The organism is Clostridioides sp. ES-S-0190-01, from assembly GCF_020658275.1.
Lineage (GTDB): Bacteria > Bacillota > Clostridia > Peptostreptococcales > Peptostreptococcaceae > Clostridioides.
The window spans coordinates 129,074-150,690 of record NZ_JACVWA010000044.1 but is presented as its reverse complement, the minus strand read 5'-3'; the positions used below and the strand labels follow the sequence as shown (position 1 = coordinate 150,690).

18 protein-coding genes are annotated in these 21,617 nt (G+C 27.5%); 16 read left to right on the top strand and 2 right to left on the bottom strand.

Annotated elements, in window-relative coordinates; all coding sequences use genetic code 11:
* Positions 1 to 11: 11 nt before the first annotated feature.
* From IC214_RS17925 to IC214_RS17915, 3 genes are read left to right on the top strand one after another with little or no spacing between them, the layout of a single operon-like run.
* A complete protein-coding gene (locus IC214_RS17925; protein ID WP_227434593.1) occupies positions 12 to 677 on the top strand; it encodes an ABC transporter ATP-binding protein in 666 nt (221 codons plus the stop codon).
* An 11-nt stretch (positions 678 to 688) separates the two neighbouring features.
* On the top strand, positions 689 to 1,705 hold the full coding sequence (locus IC214_RS17920) for a S8 family serine peptidase (protein ID WP_227824865.1): 1,017 nt from the start codon (positions 689 to 691) through the stop codon (positions 1,703 to 1,705).
* Between the two features lie 54 nt (positions 1,706 to 1,759).
* Positions 1,760 to 3,508, top strand: a complete 1,749-nt coding sequence (locus IC214_RS17915) for an ABC transporter ATP-binding protein (RefSeq protein WP_227834955.1) — start codon at positions 1,760 to 1,762, stop codon at positions 3,506 to 3,508.
* A gap of 634 nt (positions 3,509 to 4,142) precedes the next feature.
* Here the strand turns inward: IC214_RS17915 and IC214_RS17910 are convergent.
* Entirely contained in the window at positions 4,143 to 4,313 is a 171-nt protein-coding gene (locus tag IC214_RS17910) for a DUF362 domain-containing protein (RefSeq protein ID WP_009888017.1), read from the bottom strand.
* Positions 4,314 to 4,597: 284 nt separating this feature from the next.
* On the opposite strand from IC214_RS17910, the gene IC214_RS17905 reads away from it, so the two are divergent.
* The 4 genes from IC214_RS17905 (at position 4,598) to IC214_RS17890 (ending at position 9,404) form a co-directional block, all read left to right on the top strand.
* A complete protein-coding gene (locus tag IC214_RS17905) occupies positions 4,598 to 5,665 on the top strand; it encodes a CapA family protein (RefSeq protein ID WP_227434597.1) in 1,068 nt (355 codons plus the stop codon).
* 170 nt (positions 5,666 to 5,835) lie between these two features.
* On the top strand, positions 5,836 to 7,737 hold the full coding sequence (cooS, locus tag IC214_RS17900) for an anaerobic carbon-monoxide dehydrogenase catalytic subunit (protein WP_227434598.1): 1,902 nt from the start codon (positions 5,836 to 5,838) through the stop codon (positions 7,735 to 7,737).
* Positions 7,730 to 8,203: a 4Fe-4S dicluster domain-containing protein gene (locus IC214_RS17895; RefSeq protein ID WP_227434599.1), complete on the top strand. Its 474-nt coding sequence runs from the start codon at positions 7,730 to 7,732 to the stop codon at positions 8,201 to 8,203. Before cooS ends, IC214_RS17895 begins: the two co-directional genes overlap by 8 nt.
* A complete protein-coding gene (locus IC214_RS17890) occupies positions 8,178 to 9,404 on the top strand; it encodes an NAD(P)/FAD-dependent oxidoreductase (protein WP_227434600.1) in 1,227 nt (408 codons plus the stop codon). The genes IC214_RS17895 and IC214_RS17890 overlap by 26 nt, the downstream gene beginning before the upstream one ends.
* Positions 9,405 to 9,546: 142 nt before the next feature.
* Here IC214_RS17890 and IC214_RS17885 read toward each other — a convergent pair whose 3' ends face one another.
* Positions 9,547 to 10,734: an SAM-dependent methyltransferase gene (locus IC214_RS17885; protein WP_227824863.1), complete on the bottom strand. Its 1,188-nt coding sequence runs from the start codon at positions 10,732 to 10,734 to the stop codon at positions 9,547 to 9,549.
* A gap of 270 nt (positions 10,735 to 11,004) precedes the next feature.
* On the opposite strand from IC214_RS17885, the gene IC214_RS17880 reads away from it, so the two are divergent.
* From IC214_RS17880 to pyrE, 9 genes are all read left to right on the top strand, one after another.
* Positions 11,005 to 11,829 carry an ATP-binding protein gene (locus IC214_RS17880; RefSeq protein ID WP_227863098.1) on the top strand — a complete coding sequence of 275 codons (825 nt, stop codon included), beginning with the start codon at positions 11,005 to 11,007 and terminating at the stop codon, positions 11,827 to 11,829.
* 127 nt (positions 11,830 to 11,956) lie between these two features.
* Positions 11,957 to 13,222 (top strand): Glu/Leu/Phe/Val family dehydrogenase, encoded by a 1,266-nt coding sequence (gluD, locus tag IC214_RS17875; protein WP_227434603.1) that lies wholly within the window; start codon positions 11,957 to 11,959, stop codon positions 13,220 to 13,222.
* Between the two features lie 574 nt (positions 13,223 to 13,796).
* Complete coding sequence (locus IC214_RS17870; RefSeq protein ID WP_227831438.1) at positions 13,797 to 14,927, top strand: M56 family metallopeptidase; 1,131 nt, start codon at positions 13,797 to 13,799, stop codon at positions 14,925 to 14,927.
* Between the two features lie 529 nt (positions 14,928 to 15,456).
* Positions 15,457 to 16,590 carry a M56 family metallopeptidase gene (locus IC214_RS17865; protein WP_227824861.1) on the top strand — a complete coding sequence of 378 codons (1,134 nt, stop codon included), beginning with the start codon at positions 15,457 to 15,459 and terminating at the stop codon, positions 16,588 to 16,590.
* 439 nt (positions 16,591 to 17,029) lie between these two features.
* Positions 17,030 to 18,058, top strand: coding sequence for an NlpC/P60 family protein (locus IC214_RS17860; RefSeq protein WP_227483535.1), 1,029 nt, complete (start codon positions 17,030 to 17,032; stop codon positions 18,056 to 18,058).
* 291 nt (positions 18,059 to 18,349) lie between these two features.
* The gene (pyrB, locus tag IC214_RS17855; RefSeq protein WP_227824859.1) at positions 18,350 to 19,270 is read left to right on the top strand and encodes an aspartate carbamoyltransferase; all 921 of its coding nucleotides are present in this window, start codon (positions 18,350 to 18,352) and stop codon (positions 19,268 to 19,270) included.
* Positions 19,271 to 19,310: 40 nt separating this feature from the next.
* Positions 19,311 to 20,003 carry a dihydroorotate dehydrogenase electron transfer subunit gene (locus tag IC214_RS17850; RefSeq protein ID WP_227434608.1) on the top strand — a complete coding sequence of 231 codons (693 nt, stop codon included), beginning with the start codon at positions 19,311 to 19,313 and terminating at the stop codon, positions 20,001 to 20,003.
* Positions 19,996 to 20,898 (top strand): dihydroorotate dehydrogenase, encoded by a 903-nt coding sequence (locus tag IC214_RS17845; protein ID WP_227434609.1) that lies wholly within the window; start codon positions 19,996 to 19,998, stop codon positions 20,896 to 20,898. The genes IC214_RS17850 and IC214_RS17845 overlap by 8 nt, the downstream gene beginning before the upstream one ends.
* A gap of 93 nt (positions 20,899 to 20,991) precedes the next feature.
* A complete protein-coding gene (gene pyrE / locus IC214_RS17840) occupies positions 20,992 to 21,576 on the top strand; it encodes an orotate phosphoribosyltransferase (protein ID WP_227434610.1) in 585 nt (194 codons plus the stop codon).
* Positions 21,577 to 21,617 lie beyond the last annotated feature (41 nt).

Here is a 21,617-nt window from a genome sequence, read left to right as displayed (position 1 = left end):
CAGGAGGAAAAATGAATATATTAAAAACAATAGACTTGTGCAAGATATATGGGAGAAAGGAATCAAGAGTTGAAGTTCTAAGAAATATAAATATTGAAATTGATAAAGGCGAATTTGTATCAATAATGGGTCCAAGTGGAAGTGGAAAAAGCACATTGCTTTATTTATTAGGAGGTATTGAGAGAGCTACTTCTGGAAAAATAATTGTTGATAATAAGGATATAAATATATTTTCAGATATAACTATGTCAGAATATAGAAGGAAAAAAATTGGTTTTGTATTTCAACAGTATAATCTAATCCCAATACTTACAGTTGAAGAAAATATTAAACTTCCACTGTTAATGGGAAAAGAAAAAGTTGATGAGAATTATATAAACGAATTAATAGATATGCTTGGGCTTAAAGATAAGAGGAAATCCCTTCCAAGTCAGTTATCTGGGGGTCAACAGCAAAGAGTTGCTATAGGACGAGCATTATCTACATCTCCAAGCATTATATTAGCAGATGAACCTACAGGAAATCTAGACAGTAAAAATAGCGATATAGTTATAGATCTTTTAAAGATGTCTACTAAAAGGCTTAATAAAACATTACTTCTTGTAACTCATGATAATAATATTGCCAAAATTTCAGATAGAGTTATTTCTATAATTGATGGGAAAATAAAAGAATAGGTGATTTTACAATGAGCAGAGTGAAAGTAGCAATATTAGATACTGGAATAGATATTAAACATGACTATTTAAAAGAAAATATAATTGGAGGAAGGTCATTTATATTAAATGATAAAAATATATTAATTGGAGATGAATACAGTGATGATAATGGTCATGGGAGTGCTTGTGCATCTCTAATAAAAAAAGAATTTAAAGATATAGATATATTTGCAATTAAAATATTGGATAGTCAAGGAAGAAGCAATATACAAGTTCTTGAAGAAGCATTAAAATTTATATTGAAAACAGATATAAGGTTGATAAATTTAAGCTTATCAATAAAGGAAAATAAATTTCAAAGTGATTTATATAGTATATGTAAAGAATTATTTTTAAATGGGAAAATAATAGTAAGCTCACTTGCAAATAGATATAAATCAAGTTATCCATGTATATTTGATAATGTAATAGGAGTAAAAGGATTTATCTTAGAGAATAAGGATTCATTTTGGTACAATAAGGATTATGACATACAATGTGTAATAGACAACAATTCTTATTTAAGTTGTAGTTTAAATAACTCATATCAATTATTTGGGAAAAGCAACAGCCAAGCTACAGCTAGATTAACAGGAAAAATAGCTAAGGTTATGTCAAAATATCCCAAAATAGAATTGGAAGGTTTGAATGAAGAACTTGAATCTTTAGCATTAAAAAATAGATGGTCTGAGAGTGACTTATTATCAAGTAAAAGATATTATGATAATAAAGTTGAACCATATGACAGTAATAATTATATTTTAAAAAGTGTAAAGGAAACTTTGAAAGAAGTATTAAAAATAGATAATAAGAGTGAAGATATATATGATTATAATTTGTTTAGTAATAGAGTTGGTTTAAATGATCATAATTGTTTCAGTGTAATAAGAAAAATGGAAGAGAAATTTAATATAAAAATTGAATACATAAATGTCTCAAGATATGACTTTGTGTCAGTACATACTCTAACAAAACTTGTTGAGTTAAATATAAATGGACAAGTGTGAATAATATTTTATTTATGAAGTTTTGTTATGTTTAGATGCTTGGGAGGTAAACTTTTGAAAAATAAAAAAAATATAAAGAAATTTCTAAGAATGGTTTTTAAAAATAATAGAGTTGTTATTATGATGGCATTTATTATCGTATTGACAATATCTGCTTTGGATTTAGTAATTCCTCAAGTGATAAAAATTATATTAGATGATGCTATACAACTAGGGAATGTAGAATTGCTGATAAAGCTTGTTATAGTATTTTCTGTAATAAAGATAACCGTGGCATTATCTGAAATAGCTCTACAATATATATATTCAAAGATGAAAAAAAGAATAACAATAAATCTAAAATTAAAGCTACTAAAACATCTATCAAAACTATCTGGCAACTATTACACAAATATAAAATCTGGAAATATATTAACCATATTAGAAAATGACATATTTATAGTTGAGAATTTTGGGATAGAAATGATATTTTCTTTGATTGTAAATGTTATAACAGCTTTTTCGGCATTAGTATTTTTAGTTAATATTAGATTTGATTTATTACTTATAGTTTTAGTAATTCAGATAGTAATAATATTTAGTCAATCGAAATTTACAAAAAAAATAGCACTTAAGACAAAAGAAATAAGAACAGATTCAGGAGATGTGTCAAACTTAGTTCAAGAATATGTTTCTAATATGATGAATATAGTGATATCAAAATCAGTATTAAAGTTTTTTAGAACATATGTAAAAAAAGAAAAAGGAATAGTAGATAAATGGATAAGGCTCAATACAATAATTTCAACAAATATTTCAATAGCAATGATATTGAGCAGTTTAATAACAATATCAATTTATTGTTATGGAGGAATAAAAATAATAAAGGGGGAAATGAGTATAGGGGAACTTATTGCATTTCAACAATATACAAGTATGCTGATTATGCCTTGCACAAGTATAATTAAGTCTAATACTAGAATTCAACAGGCATCAGTCTCCATAGATAGGATATTTAATGCATTGGATGAACCAGTAATTATAAAACAAAATAATAATGGAAATAGGTGTAAAGAAAATTTTGTAGGCAATATCGAATTTAAGAATGTTGAATTTTCCTATGATAATGAGATTAAGACTATAGATAATCTAACTTTAGAGTTTAAAAATGGAAAAACAACTGCATTAGTTGGATCTAGCGGATGTGGTAAATCTACAATAGCTAGGTTGATATTTAGACTTTGGGATATTGATAAAGGAAGTATAAAAGTAGATGATGTTGATTTAAAGGATTATAATTTAGTGGATATAAGAAAACAGATATCTGTTATAACTCAAGACTTACTATTATTTGATGATACAATTTTCAACAATTTAACTTTAGGGAATAAAAATATATCTAAAAACGATGTAGAGTATATCTGTAAAAAAATCGATGTGTATGATTTTATAAGCAACCTTGAGAATAGTTTTGAAACTATAGTTGGAGAGAAAGGTGTAAAACTATCTGGGGGACAGAAACAGAAAATATCTATTGCAAGAGCGTTGCTAAGCAATTCTAAAATATTGATATTTGATGAAGCAACATCAGCATTGGACAATATATCACAAAGAGATATATTAAAAAATATAAATGAGTTTTTGAAAAATAAAACAACTATAATTATAGCACATAGACTATCGACAATAAAAAATGTAGACAAGATATATGTCATCAAGGACGGAAAATCTGTAGAGGAGGGAACTCATGAGGAACTTATAAATACTGGAAAATATTATTATAGTTTTTTAAATGAACAAGAATATGAATGTGGTATTGGATAAAGAAGAGAGTGCTCCAAAATGGTTTTAAAGATCATGCAATAGAGCCTCTCTTTTTAGTATACAAAATAAGCATCCTGTAATAGATAAGCTTGTGATAATACACATATTTAAATAATAACATATCTGTTCAATGCCTTTTTATTGAAAAAACTAAAACAAATAAACTAAAAAATATTTTAAAATAATAAAAAATCAGGTTTTGAGTAATGAGAGTACGGTGTATATTTTTAGAAATAAAGTATAAGAGTATTGAATATATAAAATAGTTTTTAAAAATATTAGATTTATATTTAACTCCATATTATATGCTATTTATAGAAAAGTAGAAAATAAGAATCCTGTGGACTTGAGAAATAAACATATGTAAAGAAACTTATAGTAATATTCATAGATTATATTTGAATTTTTTTGATGCAAAACAAGATATAACTTGTGAAAATAGAATATGGTATATAGGTGATATTAAAATTAATAGCTTAGAAATGAGTCATATTTAACGAATAATTTAAAACTGATTTATTTATATATCAGAGTATCATTCTAAAATATAAAATACAATTAAGCTATAAATAAAAGAGACTGATTAATATTGATAAAATCAAATTAAGCCAGTCTCTTTATGAATAACCAATTATTATTCTGGTTGAGGTGCATCTACAGGACAAGCTCCTGCACAAGAACCACAGTCTATACAAGAACCAGCATCTATAACATATGCGTCGTCTCCAGCTGATATACAGCTAACAGGGCATTCAGCCTCACAAGCACCACAGCTTATACAAGCGTCAGTAATTTTATATGCCATTTTGAAATCCTCCCTTTTATATGTATTGTAATTCAATAACATTATAACAAATATTATTGAATATAACAATTAAATTAATTCTACAACAAAAACTTTATTATGATATTCTTATTTTAAAGTTTTACAATAAAGTTTAATCTGCTTATATTTTTATTTATCTTAGAGAAGTTTACCTTAAAAATAAAATTAAAGTTTAAAAGTTATGTATGGAGTACATTTAAAAATGTTATACTTTTAAAAGAGTATATTTTATTAAGAATTTGTTGCTTTAAAGGAGATTTAACATGAAAAATAAGTTAGTTTACATATGTATTATGAGTTTATTGTTATTTGTAGTAGGGTGTTCTAATAATTCTGAGAAGGAAAATAACATTAAAAAAGATTCTAATAATAATCAAAGTCAGGTTGAAGAACAAAAAAGAGAGCCTGTAAAACAAGATATAACTATAAGTTTTGCTGGTGATGTAACTATGGGAAACTATAAAGGTTCATCATACTATGGTAGTTTCGACCATGAATTTGAAAGACAAGGAAAAGATAATGATTATTTTCTTAAAAATGTAAAATCTATATTTGAAAAAGATGATTTAACAGTAGTTAATTTAGAAGGTCCTCTTACTAATGCATCAAAGGCGAAAGAGAAGAAGTTTGCATTTAAAGGCAAACCAGAATATATAAACATTTTGAAGTCTGGAAGTGTAGAAGCAGTAAGTGTTGCAAATAACCATTCAGAGGATTATTTTGAGGAAGGTATGAAAGATACAAAGTTCATACTGGATGAAAATAAGATAAATTATTTTGGTTTAGGTAAAGACGCAGTAATAGATGTTAATGGAATTAAAGTAGGTTTATTGGGATATAATGGATTGTCAACTGAATACAATGAAAAAAACTTAAAACAAATGGAAGATGATATTAAAGCCATAAAAGAGAAGTCAGATGTTGTTATGGTTTATTTTCACTGGGGAATAGAACTGGAATATTATCCAGATAAAAAACAAAAAGATTTTGCTCATTATGCAATAGATAAGGGTGCAGACCTGGTTATAGGTTCTCATCCTCATGTAGTTCAAGGTATAGAAAAGTATAAAGATAAGTATATAGCTTACAGTTTAGGAAATTTTTGTTTTGGAGGAAATAAGAATCCTTCTGATACAGATAGCTATATATATCAACAAACTTTTACCTTCTCAGATAATAAACTATCTTCAATTAAAGAGCCAAATATAATACCAACAGCAATAACATCTAGTAGTTCTAGGAATAATTATCAACCAAAAGTACTAGATGGAAGTGAGAAAGGTAGAGTTTTAAATAAGCTAGAAAAAATAAGTAAAGATTTAAATAATTAAAAGTGTAAAAAAAAATAAATATATATATTTATTTTAATAATTTATATTTTGTTTTAAAGTTGGGAAAACGTGGTATTAAATAAGTAGATTTTAATAGTTAAATTATAGTCAATTGCTATAATACTATCAAATCTACTTTTTTAATATAAAAATATAAGGGGGAATTTGTAATGGCTTGTAACACTTGTAAAATGTGCGAAAGTGCGGACAAGAAATTAGAAAGTTTTGTAGCTTCAAAGGATGTTGAAACAGCATTTCATAGAACAGAAGATCAAAAGGTTAAATGTGGTTTTGGACTTCAAGGAGTCTGTTGTAGACTCTGTTCAAATGGACCATGTAGAGTAACTCCAAAATCACCAAGAGGTGTATGTGGAGCAGATGCAGATACTATAGTAGCAAGAAACTTTTTAAGAGCAGTAGCATCAGGAGCAGCTTGTTATTTACATGTGGTAGAAAATACAGCTAAGAATTTAAAAAATGTTGGAATAACTAAAGGTGTTATTAAGGGAGAAAAAACATTAAATCAATTAGCAGAGATGTTTGGAATAGAAAGTGATGAAAAATACGATAAATGTATAAAAGTAGCTGATAAAGTTATAAATGATTTATATAAATCAAGAGATGACAAGATGGAATTAGTAGAAAAAATAGCTTATGCACCTAGAGTAAAAAAATGGAAAGAGTTAGGCATAATGCCTGGTGGTGCAAAATCAGAAGTATTTGATGCAATAGTAAAATCATCAACAAACTTAAACAGTGACCCAGTAGACATGTTAGTTAACTGTTTAAATTTAGGAATATCAACAGGGTTATATGGTCTTACTCTAACGAATCTTTTAAATGATGTTATGTTAGGAGAACCAGTTATAAGAATGGCTCCTGTAGGATTTAATGTAATAGATCCAGACTACATAAATATAATGATAACAGGTCATCAACATTCAACATTTGCAAATTTCCAAGATAGATTAAAAGATGAAGATGTTATAAAGTTAGCTCAATCTGTTGGGGCAAAAGGATTTAAGTTAGTAGGATGTACATGTGTTGGTCAAGACTTACAATTAAGAGGAGAACATTATCAAGAAGTATTTGCTGGTCATGCGGGTAATAACTTTACAAGTGAAGCTGTTTTATCAACTGGAGCAATAGATATAGTTCTTTCTGAATTTAACTGTACTATACCTGGACTTGAGCCAATAGCAGATAAGTATAAAGTAAAAATGGTTTGCTTAGATGATGTTGCTAAAAAAGCAAATGCAGAATATATAGAATTAGATAGAAGTAATTTAGATGAACTTAGTAATTCATTAATACAAAAATCACTAGAATCTTATAAGGAGAGAAGAGGAAGTGTTGAAATAGATATACCAAAAGACCATGGATTTGAGCAGTCTTTAACTGGTGTAAGTGAAAAGAATTTAAAAGCATTTTTAGGAGATTCATGGAAACCTCTTATTAATTTAATTGCAGAAGGAAAAATTAAAGGGGTTGCAGCTGTTGTAGGATGTTCAAATATGACAGCAGGAGGTCATGATATAAATACTGTTGAATTGACTAAGGAGTTAATTAAAAAAGATATTATAGTACTTTCAGCAGGATGTTCTACTGGAGGATTAGAAAATGTTGGTCTTATGTCACCTGGAGCAGAAGAATTAGCAGGGGAAAACTTAAAAGAAGTATGTAAGACTTTAGGAATACCACCAGTATTAAATTTCGGGCCATGTTTAGCTATAGGTAGACTTGAAATAGTAGCAACAGAGTTAGCGGCTGAGCTTGGAATAGATTTACCACAATTACCATTAGTGCTTTCAGCTCCACAATGGTTGGAAGAACAAGCATTAGCTGATGGAGCTTTTGGACTTGCTCTTGGTTTACCTCTTCATTTAGCATTACCTCCATTTATAACAGGAGGAAAGTTAGTAACAGAGGTATTAACAGAAAAATTAAAAGACTTAACAGGAGGACATGTTATAGTGAATCCAGATCCTAAATCTTCAGCTGATCAATTAGAACAAATAATAATAGACAGAAGAAAAAATTTAGGGTTAAAGGATGTGGAATGTAATGCATAGAATTTTTATAAATAAAGATTTATGTACAGGCTGTAAAAGTTGTGTATTAGCTTGTATGTTAAAGCATAATAAAGATTATAACATGTATACTCTTGATTTAGAAAATGTAGATAATGATAGTAGAGGGCATATAGAACTAGATAGCAAACATAATAATCCAGTTCCAATTCTTTGCAGACACTGTGATGAGCCAGAATGTGCTTTAGCATGTATGAGTGGTGCAATGCATAAAGATAGTCAGAGTGGAATCGTTTCATATGATGAAGAAAAATGTGGTTCATGTTATATGTGTGTAATGTCTTGTCCATATGGATTATTAAAACCAGATGATAGAAGCAAGCAAAACATACTTAAATGTGATTTATGTAAAGATGAAGAATATCCTAGATGTGTAGCTAATTGTCCAAGTGGTGCAATTGAATTACAGAAGGAGGAAAATGATGAATTATGTAGTGTTAGGGGCTAGTGCTGCTGGTATAAATGCAGCAAAAACATTGAGAGAATTAGATAAAGATTCTAATATAGTGGTAATTTCTAAAGATGAAAATATATACTCAAGATGTATGCTACATCATGTTATATCTGAACACAGAACTTTAAAGCAAATAAACTTTGTTGATGAAGACTTTATGGAGAAAAACAACATAAACTGGATTTCAGGTAAAACGGTTAAAGGAATAGATACAGATAAAAAACTAGTTCAAATGGAAGACATCGCTGTAAATTATGATAAGCTTTTAATAGCTACAGGTGCATCTTCTGCTATTCCTCCTATAAAGAATTTAAGAGAAGGAAATTTTGTATACTCTGTAAGAAACATAGATGATATTTATAAAATAAAAGAGAAGGCAGAAAAATCAAAGAAAGTTGTTATAATAGGGGCAGGATTAGTTGGAATAGATGCTTTAATTGGTCTATTTAAATATGAACAGCTGGATATTTCAGTGGCCTTTATGGAAAAATATATTCTAGATAGACAATTAGATGAATATACAGCATCAGTATACGAAAATAAATTTAAAGAAAAAGGCGTAAAATTTTATCCAAGTGCATCAATACAAGAAATTGTTTTAGATGATAGTAAAGATGTTAAAGGCGTTGCATTTTCAAATGGAGAAATTCTTGATGCAGACATGGTAATCGTAGCTACAGGAGTGAAACCTAATGCTGACTTTTTAGATGAAACAGGAATAGAATATGATAGAGGCATAATAATAGATGATAGATGCCAAACAACGCAAAAAGATATCTATGCAGCAGGGGATGTTGTAGGTAAAAATGCTATCTGGCCTATAGCTGTAAAACAAGGAATTATAGCTGCACACAATATGGTTGGAAAAGATAAAAAGGTAGAAGATGAATTTGCTTTTAAAAATAGTATGAATTTTATGGATATACCAACCATTTCTATAGGCATGAATACACCTGTAGATGATAGTTATAAAGTATTAACTAGACATGGAAATGATTGTTATAAAAAGTTTATTTTTAAAGATAATATAATCTATGGAGCAGTTATACAAGGAGATATTTCATATGTAGGTGTATTAACTTATTTGATAAAAAATAAGGTTGAAATATCTGATTTAGAAAATAGGATATTTGATGTGTGTTATGCAGACTTCTTTAACATAAAAGAAAATGGAGAGTTTTGTTATAGTGTATAATACATAGCTGAATAGAAGCTTATAAGAATATAATAAATAGAGCTATTTTAATATAGAGAATTTTTACTTTATAAAAATCTTTACTTAAAGATAGCTCTATTTTTATAATTAAGTTCAAAATTTGATTAATTTATAAAAATATCTATTTTGAACAAGAATACATGTAATCTCTAGTTAGAGGTAAATCATTTTTTATGCCTTTAGTGAAAAGTATTTGATGTATATCTATAATGCCAGTATTAAAAGCAGCAGCACAAGAACAAAGATATAAATCCCACATTCTTATAAATTTATCATCAAACATTTCTTTAATCTTAGGAAGATTATCATAGAAATTTTCATGCCAAGATAATAAAGTTTTTACATAATGTAATCTTAAACTTTCAACATCTATAGTATGATAGTTATAATCGCTACAAATATGTATCATTTCTCTTAAGCTAGGGATAACTCCACCTGGGAAAATATATTTTTTTATCCAAGGGTCTCCATAAGATTCTTTTAAGCCACTTATATAGTGAAGCAAAAATAATCCACTATCTTTTAGGACAGCATTTACATTTTTAATAAAAAGTTCATAGTTTTCTCTGCCAACATGTTCAAGCATACCAACGCTAACAACTCTATCAAATGTAAGGTTTGATTCTTTAAGTTCTCGATAGTCCATAAGTTTTACTTCAAGGTAATCTTGAAGATTCTCTTCTTTAATTCTAGTATTAAACTCTTTAAATTGTTCTTCGCTAAGTGTAATTCCCACACCATGAATTTTATATTTTTTTGCAGCTTCTATTAATAGAAATCCCCATCCACAACCAATATCAAGAAGACTCATACCTTCTTCTAAATTTAGTTTAGTTAATATGTGATGAACTTTATTAACCTGAGCCTCGTAAAGATTATCATTATCATATTTAAAATATGCACAAGAATAACTAAGTGTTTTGTCTAGCCATAAACTATAAAAATCATTTCCAATGTCATAATGAGCGTGTATTTCCTTCTTTTGATGTCTCATCGAATTAGATGAATGTAGCAAATGTTTTACAGCTGAGTTATCAATACTAAATTTGTCTATTTGTTTTAGAAGTAGGTTTAAGGTTAAAAATAAATCTCCTTCAATTTCAATGTCTCTATTTATATAGGCCTCTCCAAGTGCTAAAGATGTACTTTTTAATAATTCAGATTTGCTAATATCATTATTTACAATAACTTTAAATTGAGGAGAGCTATCTCCAACTAGAAATTCTTCCCCATCTTTAAGCCTAACTAGAAATGGTGTTTCATTAAATTTTTCTAAATAGTCTTTTAAAAAATTTTTTGTAATGTTCATATTACCAGCTCCTTTTAATGTAAATCCAGTAAGTTTTCCTTGCTTTAAAGTATATTATATTCCTTTTTTTTAAAAAGTAAAATTTTTTTTGTTGATTTTTCGTTGAATCAACTTTTTACTTTATAAAGGAATCTTATCTTTTAGTATTTTATTTATTTTATAAATTTTAGTATTGGATATAATATTCAATTAGTAGTGATATAATAACTTTAATTAATAATAAAGTTTTGAAGCAATTAGTCTGAAACTATTTAATAAAGGAGATATCAAATGGAAGTATATGCTTTAGTTGGGTCAAGTGGTACAGGAAAAAGTTATAAGGCACTAGAGTTTGCATATGAAAATGACATAGATTATATAATTGATGATGGTATTTTAATATATAGAAATAAAGTTTTAGCAGGTATATCAGCAAAACAAGCAAAGACTACTGTTGAGGCAGTTAAAAGAGCTATTTTTTATAATTTAGAACATCGGCAGAAGGTTAGAGAGGTAATAGAGAAGGAAAATATAAATAAGATTCTTGTTATAGGAACTTCAAAAAAAATGATTAATCAGATTGTAGATAGATTATCAATCGGAAAAGTTTATAAATTTATAAATATTCAAGATATAAGTACTAAATATGAAATAGCAATAGCAAAACAATCTAGAAAAGAAGGAAATCATGTAATTCCTGTTCCAGCAGTTGAAATAAAAAATATGACAAGTGGTCTTAGTATAAATCCATTAAAAAGGCTTTTTAGAAAAGGAAATAATATAAATATGGTCGTTTTAGAAAAGACAATTATAAGACCTACTTTTAGTTATATTGGCAAAGTTTATATTGATGCAGATGTAATTAAACAAATAATTGAATATGAAGTGTACAACTTTGGAAGCATTGATAGAATAAATAAAATCAATATAGAGAATTGCAATAATTTTATGAATATTTTTGTAAGTATAAATATCAATGATTTAGAAATTATAAAAAAAATTGAAAGTATGCAACAGATAATAAAAAAGTCTATTGAGAGAATGACTTTAGTTAATGTACAAAAAATAGATATTAACATTCATAAAATTAAAAAAATAAACTTCCTCCCATGTTAAAAAATAAACTGAAAAAATGATATACTAATTTGCAATAAAGTGTGCTATAATTAAACTGTAAATTTAGGAAATGGTTTTTCTAAATGGAGTATACATAATTATAACGTATTTATAAGGGGGCTTTCAAATGTCAGGAAAAGATGTAAATGTCTTCGAGATGGCGCAATCTCAAGTAAAAAATGCATGTGATAAATTAGGTATGGAACCAGCAGTTTATGAATTATTAAAAGAACCTATGAGAGTTATTGAGGTTTCAATTCCAGTAAAAATGGATGACGGTTCTATAAAAACTTTTAAAGGATTTAGATCACAACATAATGATGCAGTAGGGCCAACAAAAGGTGGAATAAGATTCCATCCAAATGTTTCAAGAGACGAAGTAAAAGCTTTATCTATATGGATGACTTTCAAATGTTCTGTAACAGGTATACCATATGGTGGAGGTAAAGGTGGAATAATAGTAGATCCATCAACTTTATCTCAAGGTGAATTAGAAAGATTAAGTAGAGGATACATAGATGGAATATATAAATTAATAGGTGAAAAAGTTGACGTTCCTGCACCAGACGTAAACACTAATGGACAAATAATGTCTTGGATGGTTGATGAATATAATAAATTAACTGGACAAAGTGCTATAGGTGTTTTAACTGGTAAACCAGTTGAATTTGGTGGTTCTTTAGGAAGAACAGCTGCTACTGGATTTGGTGTTGCTGTAACTGCAAGAGAAGCTGCTGCTAAATTAGGAATAGATATGAAAAAAGCTAAATTAGCTGTTCAAGGTATAGGAAACGTTGGTTCTTACACAGTTCTTAACTGTGAAAAACTTGGTGGTACTGTTGTAGCTATGGCTGAATGGTGTAAATCAGAAGGTTCTTATGCTATATACAATGAAAATGGTTTAGATGGTCAAGCTATGTTAGATCATATGAAAGAGCATGGTAACTTATTAAACTTCCCAGGAGCTAAGAGAATATCTTTAGAAGAGTTCTGGGCTTCAGATGTTGATATAGTAATACCAGCTGCATTAGAAAACTCTATAACTAAAGAAGTTGCTGAATCTATAAAAGCTAAATTAGTTTGTGAAGCTGCTAATGGACCAACTACTCCAGAGGCTGATGAAGTATTTGCTGAAAGAGGAATAGTTCTTACTCCAGACATATTAACTAATGCTGGTGGAGTTACAGTTTCTTACTTCGAGTGGGTACAAAACTTATATGGATACTACTGGTCAGAAGAAGAAGTAGAGCAAAAAGAAGAAGTAGCTATGGTTAAAGCATTTGAATCTATTTGGAAAATCAAAGAAGAGTACAATGTTACAATGAGAGAAGCTGCTTATATGCATTCAATTAAGAGAGTTGCTGAAGCTATGAAATTAAGAGGATGGTACTAGAATTTACTCTTAATAAATAATAGGATATAATTATTTAATATATAAAAAGGGCTGTACTATGTACAGTCCTTAAAAGTTATATGACTCAAAGTGATTTGGGTCATTTTTTATTTTGTAGAACATATTAGTGTAACTTATGAAAAAAATTAAATACAATTAGAAGCAATAAAACTAAAGTTGATGCAATTAAAATTATTTACTTTCAAAACATTTACAATGTAATATTAATGGGTTTTAGATAGAGTCTATATTTATGACTTAAACTAATTCTTGTCAATTGACGTGCTAATTATGAATAAGCTATAATTAAATAAAAATAGTTTTATAAACTTAATTGAAAAAATATTAAATAAAAATAAATATATTTCTAAAATAAATATGATTTAAATAAAAGAGGTTTTGTAAAGGAAATCAAAAACTAGTTTAACTTTAGTTAAATCTCCATGTTTATATAGAATCAATACACATTGAAGTAAGATGGACATTTATTATTACATAAAAAGTCATAGAAAGAACTTAGAGAGCTAATTAAATTCAAATACAAAATACTAATAAATAAGTTAGGTGAAAATATATGGTTAATTCAATTCTAAATGGTATTTTTAGAACTGTTATAGTAAGTAGTTTAAGTATTCTTCTGATATTGATTTTCAAGAAAAATGTATTTAAAAGATTTAGTAAAAAATTTAATTATTACATATGGATGATAGTTGTTATTAAGCTGTTATTGCCCTTTACATACTATACCTTTACAATAAACATCTTGAGAAGCAAAGAAAATATCAATATTAATAATATTAATTTAGAGGGATTCAATAATATTTCAACTTTAAAGAATAGCATCTTATTGTATGCTTGGCTTATAACTGTAGTAATATATTTAATTTATAATATCTTTAAATACATAAAACTTAAAAACTTAATAAATGATTTATCCTATGATGTTGAGGATGAAGAAGTAATAAATCTTTATAAAGATATATTAAAAGAATTTAATATAACAAAAGATATAAAATTAAAATATTCTTATGAAGTTGAAACACCAGCATTTTTTGATTCATGTGTACTTTTACCACCACATGACTATAAGCTAAAAGAACTTGATTGGATTTTTAGGCATGAACTTATGCATTTCAGGAGTAAAGACCTTTGTCTAAAGTATGTAATGATATTTTTGAAAATAGTATATTGGTTTAATCCATTTGTATATATAATGGACAAACATATAGATTTAGATTGTGAACTTTATTGTGATGAAAGAGTTTTAAAGAATCGTAGTGAAGAAGAAAAACAAGATTATGCTCTAACAATTATAAATGCAATGAGAAGAGGTTCAAACATTTCAAATAAATTTGTGGCTGGATTACATAAACAATCTGATATTAGAAAAAGAGTAATGAATATGTTTAATGAAAAATATAAAAATGGTATTCTAATGGCATTAACTTTATGCTTATTATCTTCTATTACTTTTCTGAAAATTAGTTCAACCAGTATTGTTAATTTAAATGTATTACCTAAAAATATGGAAGAAACACAAATTATTGGTAGTACAGTAGTTTTAACTTTACCATTTACATATGCAGATGCTCCTGAAAAAGTTAGAGAAAGATATAAAAAAAATTGTGAAGCATTGGGCATGATTCCTAAAGATTCTGATATTATAGATACTCCCATACAATATAATGATGTATTAATGCAATAGTTAAATTGTCTAGAGTCATCAATTAAACCTTCTTATAGATACTCAATTATGATATGGGTATAGGAATTTATCCATATCAAATAATAAAATATAATTATCCAAGGTATAAAAAAATTGTATTGTGTACAAGCATTAAAAATTAGATGAATCAAAATTATTTAAGACATTTTTCAACTGTTATTTATAATATTATGATAAAATATTAAAAATAAAATTTATAGATAATTATTTTAATTAACTAATGAAAATTGTGAGCTAATTCTTGCTAAGTTATAATTAAACAAAGATTATTTATTATTATAACTTATGATAATTCAAAACAATAAGAAATAGATATATTAAAGAGTAAAGAATATCTAATAAAAACAAGAAATAATATATATTTAATATGCTATTAAATGTATATAAATATTAAAATAATTTTATTAAATAAACATTTAAATTGAAAATTTAAAAACATTTTATGAAAAATTTAACAAATAATTAAACTTAAATATAAAATATTAAAAAATAAGATGGGTGAGAATTAATGACTAACTTAATTCTAAATGGGATTTTTAGAACTACTATAGTAAGTAGCTTAAGTATTTTTCTGATATTGATTTTTAAGAAAAATGTATTCAAAAGATTTAGTAAAAAATTTAATTATTACATATGGATGATAATAGTTATTAAGTTGTTGTTACCTTTTACATACTATACATTTACAATAAACATCTTGAGAAACAAAGAAAATATCAATATTAATAATATAAATTTAGAAGGCTTTAATAATATTTCAAATTTAAAGAATAATATTTTATTATATACTTGGCTTATAACTGTAGTAATATATTTAATTTATACTATATTTAAATACATAAAACTTAAAAATTTAATAAATGATTTATCCTATGATGTTGAGGATAAAGAAATAATAAATCTTTATAAAGATATATTAAAAGAATTTGATATAACAAAAGATATAAAATTAAAATATTCTTATGAAGTTGAAACACCAGCATTTTTTGATTCATGTGTACTTTTACCACCACATGACTATAATTTAAAAGAACTCGACTGGATTTTTAGGCATGAGCTTATGCATTTTAAGAGTAAAGACCTTTGTCTAAAGTATGTAATGATATTTTTGAAAATAGTATATTGGTTTAATCCATTTGTATATATAATGGATAAACATATAGATTTAGACTGTGAACTTTATTGTGATGAGAGAGTTTTAAAGAACCGTAGTGAAGAAGAAAAACAAGACTATGCTTTAACAATTATAAATGCAATGAGAAGAGGTTCAAATACTTCAAATAAATTTGTGGCTGGATTACATAAACAATCTGATATTAGAAAAAGAGTAATGAATATGTTTAATGAAAAATATAAAAATGGTATTTTAATAGCATTAATTTTATGCTTATTATCTTCTATTACTTTTTTAAAGATTAGCTTAACTAGTATCATTGATTTGAATATATTGCCTAAAGATGTAAAAGTTACAGGAAACATTTTTTCTATGACAGTTTCAACCATACCATTTACATATGCAGATGCTCCTGAAAGTATGAGAAGAGAACATAAAGAAAACTGTGAAAGTATAGGATTAACTCCTAAAGATTCTGACAGAATGGAGATTGTTGTAGAATTTTATGATATACTAGTAGAACCATAATCAAATTTAAAAAAATTATAATCTAAAAGTCACTTTTATAAAGGTGACTTTTTACTTAGAATAAGTTAAAAAATTCACTATATTTCTAACTTTATAGAAGTTTTATTAAAAAATATACGATGCATAAAAACGCACAAAAAAACACATAAAACAATATTTATGCGTACTTTAGCTTCAAAAGGTACAAAATTCTTTACTTTTACAAACTCATATTATATAATGAAGTAAATAATGTATATTTAGGTGACATATTGGATAAACTAATTAATTATTATTTATTAATATAATGATACTATAAAAGTTATATAAAGAGGTTTACAAAAAAGTTACAGATAGAGCTTTTATTAATGTATTGTGTATTAGTATTTTATCCTTAGGTACTCTTCACCTACAAAATAGAATCATAAGATAATTATGGGAAAATTTTAGGAGGTTTATCGTGAAGAAAAAGATATTAATACCAGTATTTGCATCAGTTATGGCATTATCAGTAAGTTCAATTGTAAATGCAGATGAAATAAATGATTCATCTCAAAATAAAGATGATAAAACAAATACTGAATTAAATTTAGGCGAATATAAAGAAGTAAAATATAAAGTTGCAAGAATAAAAGATGGAGTAGCTATAAAGATAAGAGAAGAAGGTCAAGTTCAAAATATAGCTTATTCTGGAGACGAATTTACAGTTCTAGGAATTCAAGGAGAATGGGTTAAAGTTAAAGTTGAAGATGGCGAAGGTTGGTTAGCTACTAGATATGTAGATATATCTGAAGGGGTAGGATATACTAACGCTGATAAAGTAAACTTAAGAAAAGATAAAAGTGAAAATTCAGAAGTAATTGGAGAGCTAGAAAAAGGAAGCTCTTTATTGGTTTTAGAGGAAAATGGAGATTGGTTGAAAGTTAAAGATGGAGAAACAGAAGGATATGTAAAATCATCTTATGTAACTGATAAAGCTCCAGTAATAGAAGAACCGCAAGTAGACCAAAATGTTACTCAAAATGGAGATTCTACAAACACAAATAACACTCAACAAAACAACACAAATAATAATCAACAAAATAATAATTCAAATGTGCCAACAGCTAACTCTAATGCAGTTCAAGCTGTACTTAATTTGGCTTATTCTAAGCAAGGTTGCCCATATGTTTGGGGAGCAGAAGGGCCAAATACTTTTGACTGTTCAGGATTCACACAATATGTATACAGAAATGCAGTAGGAAAGAAGATACCAAGAACATCTAAGGCACAATCTAATTATGGACAAACTGTAAGTAAGGCAAATTTACAGCCAGGAGACTTAGTATTCTTTACAACTAATGGTTCTGGTTCTGTTAGTCATGTTGGTATATATGTAGGTGGAGGTAATATGATACATTCACCATCAACAGGAAAAACAGTCCGTGTAACTAGTATAAATTCAGCATACTATACAGCGAGATTTGTTACAGCAAAAAGAATCTTATAATCGATTTGTACTATAACAAATTGATAAATACATAAATACAAATGCTCTATATTATATTTAATTTAATCAGGAAATATAAAATGATTATATGTTAAATGCAATATAGAGTGTTTTTGTATTATCTTAAATTTTGATGTGGACTTATATTAATATTACTATTAAATAGTATTCTTTCCAGATAATGATTATTTGCGCAATACCTTGACAGGATAAGGTAAAGGTGATAAGCTACTAACAGTACAAAAATACTTTTAATTTTAGTTCAGAGAGGCTAAAAAAGGAGGACGAAAGATGTTAAAATCAAGAAATTTAATCCAACCAGAAGACTTTTCTATAGAAGAAATAGATGAAATATTAGAATTAGCTCAAAAAATAATTGACAATCTGTCAAAATATTCTCATATATGTGAAGGTAAACTATTAGCTACATTATTTTATGAACCATCAACAAGAACAAGATTAAGTTTTGAATCTGCTATGAACAGACTAGGAGGTCGTGTCGTAGGTTTTTCAGAGCCAAATTCATCATCTGCATCAAAGGGTGAAACTTTAGGTGATACGATGAGGATAGTATCTAGTTATGTTGATATAATAGCTATGAGACACCCTCAATCAGGTGCAGCTACAGAAGCATCAAAATTTACAGAAGTACCATTTATAAATGCAGGAGATGGCGGAAATCAGCATCCAACCCAAACACTTACAGATTTACTTACTATAAAATCATTAAAAGGAACTTTAGAAAATCACACAATAGGATTATGTGGTGATTTAAAATATGGAAGAACTGTACATTCTTTAGTTAAGGCTATGGCGAGATACAAAAATACTAAGTTTGTATTTATAGCACCTGAAGAACTAAAAATGCCAGACTATATAAAAGAAGCTATAAAGGGACATGCTTACTATGAAACTAATAATTTAGATGATGTTATAGGAAGTTTGGATGTTTTATATATGACTAGAATTCAACAAGAAAGATTTGAAGATAAATCAGAATACGAAAGACTAAAAAACTATTATATTTTAAATAAAGCTAAATTAGAAAAAGCATCTGAAAGTATGTTAGTAATGCATCCACTACCAAGAGTAAATGAAATAGATGTTGATGTAGATACAGATGATAGAGCTGTTTATTTTAAGCAAGCTAAATATGGAATGTTCGTTAGAATGGCATTAATAATAAAGCTTCTAGGTGTAAATGAAGGTTAGTAGTTACATTATATAATAGTGAAGTAAAGGAGATTTTGGGATGTATAAAATTCTAGAAAATATATACATAGGTGAAGATATGTATAGAATGAAAGTAAAAGGCGCTTTTGAAGGTAAGATGGGGCAATTTTATATGCTAAGAGCATGGGATACTTATCCAGTCCTTTCAAGACCTATAAGTATACATGATATAGATGAAGAAGGTATAACTTTTCTTTATAAAGTAGTAGGAGAAGGAACTCAAATTATTAGTAATTTAAAAGTAAACGATACTATAAAACTAGAGGGTCCTTATGGAAATGGATATAGTAAAGTTGATGGAAAAGTAGCTCTAGTAGGTGGTGGAATCGGTATAGCACCATTATATTTAGTTGCTAAAAACATAAAAGACTGCGATGCTTATCTTGGATTTAGAGAAGATGTTATATTAGAAAATGAATATAGAGAAGTTTGCAATGAGGTATATACAACAGTAGGAAATAAGTTTGTAACAGACATAATTGATGTAGAAAAATATGACTATATATTAACATGTGGGCCAACTCCAATGATGGAAAAATTGGTTAAAATGGTAGAAGGTACTAAAACAAGGATTATGGTGTCACTTGAAAATCATATGGCATGTGGAGTAGGAGCGTGTTTAGTATGTACATGTAAGACTACTAAAGGAAATAAAAAAACTTGCAAAGACGGTCCAGTATTTTGGGGAGAGGACGTGATTTTTAATGGCTAATTTAAACGTAAAATTTGGAAATATTGATTTTAAAAATCCAGTAATAATGGCGTCTGGGACTTTTGGATTTGGAAGAGAATATAATGAAATTTATGATATACAAAAACTTGGTGGTATAAGTAGTAAAGGTCTTACTTTAAATAAAAAACCTGGTAACAATGGTATGAGAGTTCATGAGACGCCATCAGGTATGATGAACAGTGTTGGACTTGAAAATCCTGGAGTTCAAGGATTTATAGACAGTGAACTTCCTTTCTTCAGTGAGTTAGATTTAGTTAGAATTGCTAATGTTGGAGGTGGAACATTAGAAGATTATCTACTTGGGGTTAAGCTGTTAAATGATAAACCTATAGATATTATTGAATTGAACATATCTTGTCCAAATGTCAAAGCAGGAGGAATGGCTTTTGGTATAAAAAATGAAGTGGCAAGAGAAGTTGTTCGTGAGGTAAGAAACGCAACTAAACTACCTCTAGTAATAAAATTATCACCTAATGCTGAAGATATTGTGGGTATGGCAAAAGTTTGTGAAGAAGAAGGTGCTGATGGAGTATCTTTAGTTAATACTTTTAAAGCAATGGCAATTGATATAAAAAATAGAAAGCCAGTATTTGAAAATGTATATGCTGGATTATCTGGACCAGCTATAAAGCCTATAGCTCTTAGAATGGTACATGAAGTTTGTAAAAATGTAAATATACCAGTAATGGGAATGGGTGGAATAACTAAAGCTACAGATGCGATAGAATTTATAATGGCAGGAGCTACTTGTATTCAAGTTGGAACTGCAAATTTCATGAATCCTAAAATTGGGCTTGAGATAATAGATGGAATCAATGAATTTATGGATAGAGAAGGAATAAAGAATTTAGAAGAAATAAGAGGAATTATATAGGTTACAGGTATGACAAATAAGTACAATTAAAGCAAAGAATATAAATTAAAATAAATATAATTTTATAATATTTAACATGGAGGAAAAAATAATATGAGTAAAGTAGATGTAGTAGATATATTAAAGAAAAGTGATGCATTATTAGAAGGACATTTTTTATTATCTTCAGGAAAGCACAGTAACAGATATGTGCAATGTGCAAAGCTATTAAGATTTCCAGAGTATGCAGCTGAGGTATTAAATACAGTTGTTGAACAAATAAAAGATTTAGATATAGACTTAGTAGTTGGTCCAGCTATGGGTGGAGTAGTAGTTTCTTATGAGCTAGGAAGACAATTAGGAAAAGAAGCTATATTCACTGAGAGAAAAGATAATACAATGGAGTTAAGAAGAGGATTTGAAGTTAAAAAAGGTGCAAAGATAATAATTGCTGAAGATGTTGTTACTACTGGTAAGTCAACTATGGAAACAAAAAGAGTATTAGAAGCGTTAGGTGGCGAAGTTATAGGTGTCGCTTGTATAGCTGATAGAACTAATCATGACATAGGTATGCCTATATATAGTGCAATAAAACTTGATATTCAAGTTTATGAAGCTGATGAATGTCCTTTATGTAAAGAAGGAAAATTACCAGTTGTTAAACCTGGAAGTAGAGAATTTAAAGAATTAGGAATGTAATAACCAATTAATTAAATTTAACATTATTTTAGTAAATACAA